The organism is Paenibacillus sp. S29, assembly GCF_049319765.1.
Lineage (GTDB): Bacteria > Bacillota > Bacilli > Paenibacillales > Paenibacillaceae > Paenibacillus > Paenibacillus polymyxa_B.
Genome location: NZ_JBMOUI010000010.1, coordinates 1 through 11,984, shown reverse-complemented (window position 1 = coordinate 11,984; position 11,984 = coordinate 1). Strand labels below are relative to the sequence as shown.

General features: G+C 43.4%; 11 protein-coding genes. 5 read left to right on the top strand and 6 right to left on the bottom strand.

Annotated features, from left to right (window positions below):
- Positions 1 to 27: 27 nt before the first annotated feature.
- From ACL9RM_RS17160 to ACL9RM_RS17150, 3 genes are all read left to right on the top strand, one after another.
- The gene (locus ACL9RM_RS17160; RefSeq protein WP_250267890.1) at positions 28 to 714 is read left to right on the top strand and encodes a response regulator transcription factor; all 687 of its coding nucleotides are present in this window, start codon (positions 28 to 30) and stop codon (positions 712 to 714) included.
- Complete coding sequence (locus ACL9RM_RS17155; RefSeq protein ID WP_250267891.1) at positions 711 to 2,294, top strand: sensor histidine kinase; 1,584 nt, start codon at positions 711 to 713, stop codon at positions 2,292 to 2,294. Before ACL9RM_RS17160 ends, ACL9RM_RS17155 begins: the two co-directional genes overlap by 4 nt.
- A 126-nt stretch (positions 2,295 to 2,420) precedes the next feature.
- Positions 2,421 to 3,602: a WD40 repeat domain-containing protein gene (locus ACL9RM_RS17150; RefSeq protein ID WP_250267892.1), complete on the top strand. Its 1,182-nt coding sequence runs from the start codon at positions 2,421 to 2,423 to the stop codon at positions 3,600 to 3,602.
- Here ACL9RM_RS17150 and ACL9RM_RS17145 read toward each other — a convergent pair.
- The 5 genes from ACL9RM_RS17145 to ACL9RM_RS17125 form a co-directional block, all read right to left on the bottom strand.
- Positions 3,589 to 4,620, bottom strand: a complete 1,032-nt coding sequence (locus ACL9RM_RS17145) for an aromatic ring-hydroxylating oxygenase subunit alpha (RefSeq protein WP_250267893.1) — start codon at positions 4,618 to 4,620, stop codon at positions 3,589 to 3,591. The two genes, ACL9RM_RS17150 and ACL9RM_RS17145, sit on opposite strands and share 14 nt — an antisense overlap.
- A gap of 215 nt (positions 4,621 to 4,835) precedes the next feature.
- A complete protein-coding gene (locus ACL9RM_RS17140; RefSeq protein ID WP_250267894.1) occupies positions 4,836 to 6,278 on the bottom strand; it encodes a SpoVR family protein in 1,443 nt (480 codons plus the stop codon).
- A complete protein-coding gene (gene yhbH / locus ACL9RM_RS17135; protein WP_025723949.1) occupies positions 6,275 to 7,441 on the bottom strand; it encodes a sporulation protein YhbH in 1,167 nt (388 codons plus the stop codon). Before yhbH ends, ACL9RM_RS17140 begins: the two co-directional genes overlap by 4 nt.
- A gap of 359 nt (positions 7,442 to 7,800) precedes the next feature.
- Positions 7,801 to 8,124: an AzlD domain-containing protein gene (locus ACL9RM_RS17130; protein WP_039269810.1), complete on the bottom strand. Its 324-nt coding sequence runs from the start codon at positions 8,122 to 8,124 to the stop codon at positions 7,801 to 7,803.
- Positions 8,121 to 8,846, bottom strand: coding sequence for an AzlC family ABC transporter permease (locus ACL9RM_RS17125; RefSeq protein WP_061831425.1), 726 nt, complete (start codon positions 8,844 to 8,846; stop codon positions 8,121 to 8,123). Before ACL9RM_RS17125 ends, ACL9RM_RS17130 begins: the two co-directional genes overlap by 4 nt.
- Before the next feature lie 388 nt (positions 8,847 to 9,234).
- Between ACL9RM_RS17125 and ACL9RM_RS17120 the strand changes: the two genes are divergently transcribed.
- Entirely contained in the window at positions 9,235 to 9,564 is a 330-nt protein-coding gene (locus tag ACL9RM_RS17120; protein WP_250267895.1) for a hypothetical protein, read from the top strand.
- 284 nt (positions 9,565 to 9,848) lie between these two features.
- On the opposite strand, the gene ACL9RM_RS17115 is transcribed toward ACL9RM_RS17120, so the two are convergent.
- Entirely contained in the window at positions 9,849 to 10,865 is a 1,017-nt protein-coding gene (locus tag ACL9RM_RS17115; protein ID WP_250267896.1) for a TniQ family protein, read from the bottom strand.
- Positions 10,866 to 11,318: 453 nt separating this feature from the next.
- Between ACL9RM_RS17115 and ACL9RM_RS17110 the strand changes: the two genes are divergently transcribed.
- Positions 11,319 to 11,696, top strand: a complete 378-nt coding sequence (locus ACL9RM_RS17110) for a hypothetical protein (RefSeq protein ID WP_250267897.1) — start codon at positions 11,319 to 11,321, stop codon at positions 11,694 to 11,696.
- Positions 11,697 to 11,984 lie beyond the last annotated feature (288 nt).

The window sequence follows — 11,984 nt, the reverse complement described above, 5'->3', positions numbered from 1 at the left end:
GGTTTTTTTATGCAGGGAGGGCAGGACATGGATAAAAAAGTACTGATAGCGGACGATGAGGCGAGCATTCGGAATGCGCTGGCGTATGCATTAAAGCGAGAGGGTTTTTTGGTGGAAACCGCCGTTGATGGGGAGGACGCCTTGGAAAAAGTGCGTTTGTTCCATCCGGATGTGCTCATACTGGATGTAATGATGCCCAAACTGGGTGGATATGAGGTGTGCCGCCGTTTGGAAAGTCGGAAGGGCATCGGTATTTTACTGCTGACGGCCAAAAACGATATCGTTGATAAGGTACTCGGGCTGGAGCTGGGTGCGGACGATTTTATGAGCAAACCGTTTGACCTGAGGGAGCTGCTCGCTCGTATTAAAGCATTGGTACGGAGACTGGAGCGAGAAGGAGCGCCTGCCCCGGAAGGAACAGAAGTGGTCCTCGGCCCATTACGGGTACGTCCGTCCAGCCGAACAGCTGAACTTGGAGCCATAGCGCTGGATCTGACCCCCAAGGAGTTTGATGTGCTAGCGCTGTTGGTGTCTCATGCCGGGAGGGTATATACACGGGACGAGCTGCTGGAGCAGGTATGGAGCTTCGATTATGTGGGCGGAACGCGTACGGTGGATATTCATATCCAGCGTTTGCGCAAGAAGCTTGAGCCACACCAGGCGATATTGCAGACCGTGTATGGTATCGGCTATAAGGCAGAGAGAATGACGTGAACGAACATCATTCACTCCATCAGCAAGGAAGCTTGCGGTCCACCGACCAACAGAAGCGCAAACGCAAACCTACAGGCTTGAGCCTGCGTTGGAAATTTCCGCTGGTACTGGCGGCTTTGCTGCTGTTTACTGTGGGTGTGCTGAGCTGGCTCGTGCTTACTGGTATTCGCGCTAACCAGACAGATCAAATGGAACGCAGCTTAAAGCGTCAGGCCGAAATTGTAGAAATGCGTGTAAAACAGTCTTACCTGTTGGGAGTGCGCCAATCACCGGAAGACTTTATGAAGAAGCAGGCACCTGGGCTCGCAGTGGAACTGGGCGTATCCAGTAATATGCGTGTTATTTTATATGATGGTCAGGGGCATGAGGTTGGCAATTCTCTACCGCTGGCTTTTAGAACAGATGTCAGCCAGGCGCTCTCCTATGCGATCCAAGGCAAAATTGCGTATATTACGGAAGGAAGTGCAATCACTTATTTGGCTCCGCTTCAAGGTCCAGACGGCTTACTGGGAGTGGTACAGCTTCACAGCTCAACAGAAGCACAGCAGCAGTTCTACCGGGCCATTGCCCACTTGTTTCTATGGACGGGGGGTGCGGTGCTGGTATTGAGCTTTATTTTGGGTTTAGGCTATGTCAGCCGCCAGACAAGGGACATCGGACGACTGACTCGGGCTTCCGAACAGATATCGGCAGGGCATTATCCAGAAGTCAGACTGCTGCGGCGGCAGGATGAGCTGGGAAGACTGGATGAGGGAATGCTCCAGATGAGTCATGTGATCCGGGAGAGCATTACCGCGCTGGAAAACGAAAAGCTCCGGCTGGAAGAAGCGGTTCAGCGTTTGAGAGAGCTGGAGCAGCAGCAAAAATCTTTTATTGGAAATATCAGCCATGAACTAAAGACTCCGTTAACCTCTATTCAAGCTTATGCTGATTTACTGGATATGTATGGGGACGACCCTGAACTGCTGCGTGAAGCAAGAGAAAGTATCAGTAAGGAAACAAAACGGCTATACGAGCTTGTCGAGGACTCGCTGCGGCTATCTGTGCTGGATAAATATGATTTTGAATTGCATACGGAGGATGTGGAACTGCATTCGTTACTGGAAGATGCGGGGAGCCGTATTCGAGGGAAAGCGGCGGCGCGTGGACTGAATTTTTCAATAGATACCGTTCCTGCCCAGGTGTGGGGAGACCCTAAGCATCTGATGCATATTGTATTGAATTTGCTAGATAATGCAGTGAAGTACAATCGGGATGGTGGATGGATTACGTTATCGAATCGGGTAGAACAGGACACTGTGATGGTGTATATACGTAATTCCGGTCCATGGATTCCTAGGGAGCAATGGAACATGATTTTTGAGCCGTTCGCTACCTTAAGTCGTGATCGATCTCGTCAGGACAGCGGTACCGGACTCGGTCTTCCTCTGGCACGCAGACTGGCGGAGCGCATGGGGGGAGAGTTGCAGCTTACAGCTTCAGATCATAGTGGGTTGGAAAATGGCAACGGCCATACGAATGTAAGTGGGAATGAATTTTCGCTTAGACTCCCCCTCTTGGTTCACGATGGCTCCCTGTAAACGGCCGATTGTTAGCACAGGGCTAGATAGAATGATGTCTTGTTTACAATTTGGAAACAATTCGATGTATTCATGAGATGTTCGGCTATTAAACTGGGGGTATCGTTAACAAGGAGGCCGTTGTATATGATAAAGAAAAACATAGACAGCTATAGGCATAAGAACGGCTTCTCTCATCGCGAAGGTTCCCGTACAAGAGTTTTGAGACAGAAAGCCACGGGGGTGCTCATGATCGGCTTGATCGCCGGGGGATTACTCAGTGGTTGCGGCATGAAGAGCGCAGGAGAGACAAATCCAGCATTCGGTATGAAACCGGGCCAACAACTTACTGTGATTGACACGGATACAGCCCAGAAGCAAGTAACGGACGAGCTGGTGGTATCGTCTATCGACAGACTGGGGGATGTCTACGCGAGGTCTTGGCTGAGCGACGAAGAGCTGATTGTCGAGCGTAAAACCCAGCTGTGGATTCATAATGTAGAGACAAACAAGGAGCGGATTTTAACACCAGGTCGTAAGGCTCCACAGTTACTTGCTGTGGTATCACCGGATCAGCGCCATGTCTTTTTTACTGAAGGTAGCACCCGCAGCAAATATGATATTCAGGGCTACATTTTGGAACTAAGCAGTGGTAAGGTTACACCGATTGGCAAGCTGGATATGACTAACGAAGTGAGCTGGAGCGATGAGAATGATCTCATTACAGGCACACCGGATGGTAAAATCCAGCTGATTGGTCTGGACGGCAAGGCTGAAGAATTGAGTTTTCAAGATCCGAATCGCTCTGAATTGATGTCTCATGTCGAAAAAGTGGGTAACGCCATATTTTATACAGGCAGTGATAAACAAGGGTATCCGGTGCTGAATCGGTTCACCCTCAATCATCCTCAGGCTGTGACCATTGCAGAGGGTGTCATGTCCTTTGCCGTGTCGCCTGACGGTAAGTCTATTGCCATTGAAAAGCGGAAATGGAATACATCCGAACCAGCCCGTATGATCATTTTGGATGAACAGGGCAAAGAGAAAGGAATCGTCGGTCAAGGTACTTTAATGAGTCGTGGAAGCTGGTCCAATAACGGGTCCAAGCTTGCTTTTTCCATTTATGATGAGGATCAGCAAGGCATGAGAGGGCTGTATGTGTTTGACCAGTCCACGGGTAAAACCACTCCGGTTACGACCGATATCCAATCCTATGACAGCCCAACGGTATGGAGCCCATCCGCCCGGTTTTTATCCATGTACCAGAACATTTCGGAAGGTGGAAAACAGCTCAATCAAAGCTACATCGTCGAATTTAAGGGGAAGTAGTTCCTGGATTCAGTCGTACACGAGGCTCATCGTTGACAAGGAAATCATACCAGCGGTTGCGAAACCGAACCTGAGGTCCATCAGCAGGGACGTGTGCCTCCATTCGCAGCGCTTCTGGGATTGGACGCGGATGCTGACTTTCCACCACGGCCCGATCCTCTTCCAGTACCTTGCCACTGTATCTGGAGAAAATATGGCTTATGCCCGGTACAAATCTGGCAAAATTACGACCAGCCAGTCCGTAGATGGCCGTTAACTCTTGCTCAATCGGAGTGAAGGTGACGAAATTAATAAACTTGCTGCGTCCTTCCTTGGCGGGAGTCAAAATCCATTGCTGTGGAAAGGCATATTGCAATAGACCTTTCCCGTTTTTCACTCGAATATGATTGTCATCCGCTTCAAACTCGATATGAATGTCGGTGGAGGATTTTTTACCGATCGTTTTGTTATGAACAATTGGCAAATGAGCGACATCCAACACGCTTTCCACAACTCTCGTCAGATGTGCCTTCCACACGGAATCGTAAGGAGACAAAATGAGAGAAGGGTCCTCCAGCTCGGAAAAAATCTCCAGAGGAGGTGGGGATGTAGATGTCCCCAACCCTGAGTTTATCTCAGACTTTGAGCCCACGGCCTGAGGATATACCCACAGCAGACCGGCTTTTTCAATCGCGGGATAGGCATAGGTATGAGCAAATTCAGGAATAGCCCTTCCCGGATGTGCCGGAATATCCACACACTGCCCACTCTCATCGAAAGACCATGCATGATAAGGGCATGTGATGTGCCCGTTTTGACAATAGCCGAGCGACAAATCAGCTCCACGGTGCGGGCAATAAGCATGGATGGCATGCACCTGACGATGATCGTCACGGTACAGGACAATATCTTTGCCAAGCAGTCGCTTTTTAAGCGGTTTATTTTTTAGTTCCTTGGACCAGCCAACGGCGTACCAGGCGATTGGGAATACCTGCTGGTCACTTTCACGTACTTCACGAAAGCTGGGATGGGTGTTCATCTATATCAACGCTCCTCGTTCTGCTTCTCATGTATGACCCGTGGGTCATTTATTATAATAGTATAATACACCCCTGATCTAAAACGAAACAGGCGTCCTGAAATTGGCAAGAAATGAAGGTTGCTTAAGGTTGTATGAAATACTTAAAAAAAGGCGCATATCCGTTTTTTCGGAATGCACCTTTTTAAATTAGGATGGCTATTGATTTTATATATCTATACAAACTTGCGATGATGTTTCTTACCGTCATATGAGAATAAGGCGAGCTTACCCTCAATCATGGTTTCCAAATGAACGGTGCGCCCCCACAGCTGATATACATACGGAAGTGTGCGCTCCATATATTTTAAATCCAGCTCAATGCCTTCGTACTGGTGCTTGAGCTTCAACTCGCCCGTATGCAGGTAATCTCCATCCTCGACGACGATATAAGGGGAGCCTCCATTCACACGTGAAAACACAAGCTGATCCCGTATGTTTTCCCAGGATTTATCGGTAATTTTCCAATCGGGTCCCCGTTTCTCAAACACGTACAGATCCAAATCCTCTGTCAGTTTCTTGGTCATGTAATTGCGTATAAAAGAGGTGTCTGAGTCGAATTCTCGTACCTCGAACATTTTAGCTCGACCTTCGCCCGATCTGCGTCCTTGTCGCTCTTGTTCCTCACGGGTTGGGTTATCCCATCGTTTTTCAATATCCTCAAATATTTTCAGCCCCAAATAGTACGGGTTTAGGCTTTGCTTGGAAGGCTGTACGACTGAAGCGTTCAACATCGCAAATTCAACGGTTTCCTCCCCGGTCAAATCCAGTTCCCTTACAATCCGCTGGTGCCAATAGGAGGCCCAGCCTTCATTCATGATTTTGGTCTCCATTTGGGGCCAGAAATACAGCATTTCGTCCCGTAGCATCGTCATAATATCCCGCTGCCAGTCCTCTAGCACCTCCGAGAATTCCTGAATAAACCAGACGATATCTTTTTCAGGTTCCGGTGGGAACTTGCGTACCTTGATGCCCTCGGTCTCGGCGGGATCATGCTGCTTCACTGTGTCCAGTGACCACAGATCATCGTAAGGCCCAGGGGGACGGTGGCGTTTTCCAGGTTCTTTCTGCTCCCGAATTTTGAGCTCCATGTAGCGCTGCTTATCCAGATGCCTTGGTTTGATGATCTGTGGATCCACATGCTCTTGTATCGCCAGTACAGAGTCAATGAAGGATTCCACAGCCTTTGAACCGTATTCCATTTCATAGCTGTTGATTCGATCTGCTGTGGCCGACATACTCTCCACCATATTGCGATTAGAAGCTGAAAAGCGGGCGTTGTGTTTGAAAAAATCACAGTGTGCCAGCACATGGGCAACAATTAGTTTATTTTGCACCAAAGAATTTCCTTCCAGCAGGAAGGCATAGCAGGGATTGGAGTTAATGACCAGCTCGTAGATTTTGCTCAATCCAAAATCGTACTGCATTTTCATCTTGTGAAACGTTTTTCCAAAACTCCAGTGGCTGAAGCGCGTGGGCATACCATAGGCTCCGAACGTATATACAATATCCGCCGGACAAATCTCATACCGCATCGGATAGTAGTCGAGCCCGAATCCATCTGCAATCTCCATAATTTCTGATATCGCATATTCTAGCTCCTTCTGGTCGGTGCTCATCCCACCGTTCCCCCTTCCCGTTTGCGAAAAAAGGTACGTAAGGCTTGGTATACCTCACCTTTTTCCTTGATGACATAGTACATAAACTGATCCTTTTTAATATTCTTGTAGGCTGACATCAGCGTGCTGCTGCGATTATATTGATTCACTTCTCCATAGCCGAACATATTGCTTCGCTTTATAAGTTCCTCGATTAGCTTCACACACCGCTCATTGTCCGAGGTCAGGTTATCGCCATCCGAGAAATGGAAGGGATATATATTGTAGCTGGAAGGAGGATATCGTTTGTCGATAATCTCTAGTGCTTTCAGATAAGCCGAAGAGCAGATCGTGCCGCCACTTTCTCCGCGGGTAAAAAATTCTTCCTCCGTAACCTCTTTAGCCTCGGTATGATGCGCGAGAAAGACAATTTCCACCTTTTCATACTGACGGCGCAAAAAGCGGGTCATCCAGAAAAAGAAGCTGCGAGCGCAATATTTTTCAAAAGAGCCCATCGAGCCTGATGTGTCCATCATGGCTATAATCACCGCGTTGGATTGGGGAATGGTCTTCTCTTCCCATGTTTTGTAGCGAAGATCGTCCGGACTAATATGATGAATGCCCGGTTTCCCCTCACGGGCGTTGCGGCGCAGATTTTCGAGAATGGTTCGTTTCTTGTCAATGTTCGCTTGCATGCCTTTTTTACGTATATCATTGAACACGATAGATTCAACCTCAATTTGATCCTTATCTTTTTGCTGTAAATTCGGTAATTCCATTTCCTCGAACAGCATATCTTCCAGTTCTTCTATGCTGACTTCCGTTTCCATAATATCGTGTCCCGGCTGGTCGCCGGCTTTCTCACCTTTACCAGGCTTCTGGGAGGCAGGATCACGTCCGATGACATCCCCCACCTGACTATCTCCATCCCCTTGGCCTACATGCTTTTGCTTTTGATAGTTATAAATGAAGCGATATTCATCCAGACTGCGAATCGGCACTTTAATAATCTGTTGACCGTCCGACATAATAATATTTTCTTCCGTTATCAGATCGGGTAGATTTTGCTTAATGACATCTTTGACCTTCTGCTGATGACGTTGCTGGTCCTGGTACCCTTTGCGATGCAGCGACCAATCTTCGCGGGATACGACGAATGAATATGGCTGGCGTGGTTCCGGCATTATTAGGCACCCCCCAAGTGGATACACGGCACAGTTTGGCCTTGTTGGTTATTAAGTATATTCACGGGGATGAACGATATGTGATGGAACTCGATTTAAATTCTGCCCGTTTGCTTTTATAATGAAAGTAAAAAATGTAAAAAAAGAATGGAGAACCTTGGGTTAATATTGATTGATTGTGCTTGAAGATATGCTTACTGATAGTAGAGGTATGCGTCAGATGCGTCAATTTACGGATTGCCACATTCTTCGAGAACGTGGTTTTGAGGAAGAAGATCTGTCGCCCTCGTTAGTAAGGACGACAGGTGGATCATAAGAAATGGCAGATGCCCTCCTATTGTAGGAGGGCATTTTTATCTTCACCACAATAGTCGAACTACAGCCATACTCACAATACCGACAACGACGGTAGCCAGCAGGTTTTTGCTCCACAAGGCGGTCACTAGCGTAGGAAAGACAGCCATAAGTACTTGCCCATTAAGAGTGACTGAGGATTCGGTTCGGACGAGCAGATTTTCCATCACGAGGGCTGTGAATATGCAGATGGGAATATAGGAAAGCCATTGTAGCACTGGCTTGGGAAGCGCCAGTCTTTGCAGCACGACAAAAGGAATGATCCTTGGGATCGCCGTGACAATCATGGCACCGATAATGATATACAGGACATTGGGATTAATGCTCATTTGTCGGTTAACACTCCAATCGTTGCGGTGATCATGGTTGCTACAATGACGGAGATATGTGATGGCACCCACCAGGACAAAAGGTACATCAGAACAGCCATACATAGCACAAGCAGCAGACGATGCTTGAGTTTGGAGGTCTGGACACTTTGGAGCTGGGAAATAAGCAGGGCAAGGAACATCGCAGGCAAGGCAAAGTCCAGACCAAAAGCCTCCGGCCGGGAAATCCAGTTCCCGAGAACCCCTCCCGCCACACAGGATGCAATCCAAGCGAGATAAGCTGTAATATTAAGCCCGTTCATCCAGCGGTCACTGACCTGCCCGCCTTTAGCCAATTTATCCGACGCTACTCCAAAGGATTCGTCCGTCAAAAGAGCGCCGATGCCTATGTTTTTCCACAATGAATATTTAGAAAAGTAAGGAGCCAGCGACGCACTTAACAGCAGATGACGAGCATTCACAATGAATGTCGTTAAAATAATGACGGATGGAGGACTGGCTGCAGCCAGCATCGAGCACATAATAAACTGAGAGGCTCCGGCGTACACAAGCGCTGACATGAAGGCAATTTCCATGGTGCTAACCCCTGATGAGGCACCCACAATGCCTGCCGCGAACCCAATACATACATAACCGAGCAATGTAGGAATACAATCTTTAACCCCATGTAAAAAGCTGAGTGAATCGGGCTTCGTTCCGCTCAACTCCGAAGCTATGGACATTTTAACCTTACCCCCAGTGTATAAATTTATAATAGTATATAACGTAAGTTGTAAAGTATCAATATATTATACGTTTGTATGTTATATTGAATAATGTCTATAGCGAACACACAGGGAGAATGTCCGTTGTAATTAGTTTTGTCATTATATAGAATATGTTTTGTCATTAAACTTGAATTAGATGTCAGTGCCTGCGACCTTGATGGTTCAGGCATTTTTTACTTTCAGTTATTTATTTTCTTGATTAACGCTAACTTTTTTCGGCAACAATGGCTTATAAGAATGCAATTAAAACTTGATAATAAAATGTCATTTTAGAGGTGATAGCAGTGAACTGGGTCGGTAAAAGATCATGGTTACATGAGGATGAACTTTATTCAAGAGTCAAATGCCAGAATTAATAAATTGGTATATCCAAAGGAAAGAAGAAGTAACCCAAATAAATAAAATTGAAACAGAACGTATAAGACTTGAGAATGCAATAACAGCCATATGTAAATTATATAAAGAAGGGGTTTCAATATCGCATCAAAGAATTACTGAAGAAACCGGTATAGAAAGAAAATATTATAGAGTACATTCTCTTACAACTATTATGAATTCAATAATTTATGATCTTTATAATTCAAAAATAACAGTGTATGAGCTCGAAGTGCTTTTGCAACAGAATAAAAGTGTTGAGGATTTGAAATCAATTTTTATTAAGCATTTAGCCTAATATCTAATTGAGCTAAAGCAACTTTGTCAATGTTTCGATATCGTTTAAGATTTACTTTAAACAATAATGTTTTCTTTAGGCATTAACTTTTATTATCAATTTTTAAAAAACTATGAGCAATTATTTTCTTAAGTGGCTTTTTTTAAATTATGAATTAATTGAAAGATATTGTACTTTTTCAAACTGTATGCGTGGAAGTGCAGTAGCTGAAATATATAGATCAAACTCATTTCTTGATTTCTCGTCATATATTATTACTTTTCTTTAAACATAAGTATGAAACATCAATTGAAAATCGATAAATCTTTTTTGATCGTACCTTCCTCACATTTTTGTAGTAAAAACGACCGATAAGCTCTTTCTAACCAAATAAATTCCGAGGATTGAACAAAAAACTCAAATTTTTTTAATCTAGGGTAAAAATTTCTGCTGCCTTTGTTTCTTGAAATAAAATCATTTAAAACAAAATAAAAGTTGTATGGGAAGTTTTTGTACATCCAATAAACATTTGCATAAGCAAGTGCCTGATCATAACCATTTTTGCGATGATTACTTTGATTATAAAAAGCTATAATAACACCTTCCTTCATTCCTATAAAATGCTTAGCACCAATTAACAAGTGAAAACTTCCATACGCCAATTTAAGATATTCAGAGAAACTATCAATATTCGGCAGAATTAAATTTTGGTTTAGCAATGCTTCATATATTCTTTTCTGAGATTCAAGAAGCAACGCATTTTGGCATATCTCAAAATTTGCATTCTCTAATTTGGAATTACAAGCTTCACATTCATTTCTTATAAAAGTGCTATGAGTAATAGGTGAAGAGCAAGTCGCGCAACAATCTTGCAATCTAGTTTTATGTATTAAACATAAATGTAAAGAGTGAATTCCCCAATGCAAACGATGATAGTGCTTTAAACTAATACAGACCGGACAGTATTTAATTTTATTTTTCAGTAATACTTTATTAAACCAATCACTGGTAATTAATCTGAGTCTCCAAGCATAAGTGTGCTTGTAATAAGGATAATTCTGTGTATTTGTTCTAATTGATAGGTTTTCAATTGCTGAAAGAGGAAAGTCACTGTTTACAGCCTGAGTATAGGATAAACCTAATTCCTTTATCAATGTGTTTGCAGAATTAAAACAATTTTTATATACCAGCCTAAAAAAATATCCTGATATACTTTCGTCCTTTTCTATGGTAGGTCGTAAAGGTAGATGATTGATTATATTGCACATCTTTTTTCTTCCTATCTTTATGAATATTTTTTTAAAAACCATAAGACCATTCATTCAGCTCACTTCTCGCTCAGTATAAACATATTCCAAATAAATAATACCTACTATATAAAAATTTGATATGTTTATATAAATAATAATTTCCTTTTTGATTATAGATATATCTCAAAAAAAGTACTTATGATTGATACAATTACTAAACATAGTCGGCCAAAGATTCGTAATTTCAAAAAAAATAAATTATCTCAAGAACTTGGTCAAAAAGCTGTTCTTATTTTCCATGAAAGTTTCTGACTTAAAAAGTTTCATGTGCTTCTACCTAAAGTATTCGATAAAAAATAACCGCTGTCCTCAGAAAGAGCAGCGGTTATTTTTTATCAATTATTATTGGATTAATTATTTTTATTCATGGCGGGGAATGGAATAGCGGATCAAAAGCTGATATCGAGTACGCCAATCGACGTTATGCAAAGGGGGGATATTACCGCTAACATTGATTATTCTCTCGTGAAAAGAAAAGCAATAGGGGGCACTATGAACAAGATGCTCGATGATTTTGAAGCAAGCATCAAACATATCAACGAAAAGACTACAGAACTTGGTTACCATGTAAATAAACTAGCCTTGTCTAACGCTTCCGATGGAGAGTTGGGCTATTCTTACGAAGTCTGGTCCCAGCGTCTTTTAGCTCAGCACGTTCGTAAATACGCTTTGACTGAAGGTTATGAATGTTTCTCCCCGTCGAAACGCCGCGCTGTGAAGCCTCAAAGATTCATGGTACATATACGGTATATAATGAAGAAAAAAATTCAAAAGTATATGAGGAGTACAGTAATAGAATTGATTTTGATAAGTCACTTACTAATTTGTATAATTTACATGTAGTAATCAGGAAACCTAAATGATATATTATTTATCCGGCCGTAAGATAGGCTGTGATGCAATGGTTAGATGGACTTCAAAAATTCAAGGGATCACCTACAGGTATTATTTACCAGTAGTATGGATCGAAAAAGTATGATATATTATTTATCCGGCCCAAGAAAAGCCAAATTAAAATTTGATCTTTGAAAACTGAACAACGAGTGAGTAAATTGATTTTGTTCGCAAAATCAAACAAGAGATATTTTATCTCGTCAGTTTCAACATGAGCTTATCGCTCTTTCTATAAAC

What these genes read in the sequence shown, in the direction of transcription:
- ACL9RM_RS17160 (WP_250267890.1), top strand. Translation starts at nt 28, where the DNA reads ATGGATAAAAAAGTACTGATAGCGGACGATGAGGCGAGCATTCGGAAT.
- ACL9RM_RS17150 (WP_250267892.1), top strand. Translation starts at nt 2,421, where the DNA reads ATGATAAAGAAAAACATAGACAGCTATAGGCATAAGAACGGCTTCTCT.
- ACL9RM_RS17145 (WP_250267893.1), bottom strand. Translation starts at nt 4,620, where the DNA reads ATGAACACCCATCCCAGCTTTCGTGAAGTACGTGAAAGTGACCAGCAG.
- ACL9RM_RS17140 (WP_250267894.1), bottom strand. Translation starts at nt 6,278, where the DNA reads ATGAGCACCGACCAGAAGGAGCTAGAATATGCGATATCAGAAATTATG.
- yhbH (WP_025723949.1), bottom strand. Translation starts at nt 7,441, where the DNA reads ATGCCGGAACCACGCCAGCCATATTCATTCGTCGTATCCCGCGAAGAT.
- ACL9RM_RS17130 (WP_039269810.1), bottom strand. Translation starts at nt 8,124, where the DNA reads ATGAGCATTAATCCCAATGTCCTGTATATCATTATCGGTGCCATGATT.
- ACL9RM_RS17125 (WP_061831425.1), bottom strand. Translation starts at nt 8,846, where the DNA reads ATGTCCATAGCTTCGGAGTTGAGCGGAACGAAGCCCGATTCACTCAGC.
- ACL9RM_RS17120 (WP_250267895.1), top strand. Translation starts at nt 9,235, where the DNA reads ATGCCAGAATTAATAAATTGGTATATCCAAAGGAAAGAAGAAGTAACC.
- ACL9RM_RS17115 (WP_250267896.1), bottom strand. Translation starts at nt 10,865, where the DNA reads ATGAATGGTCTTATGGTTTTTAAAAAAATATTCATAAAGATAGGAAGA.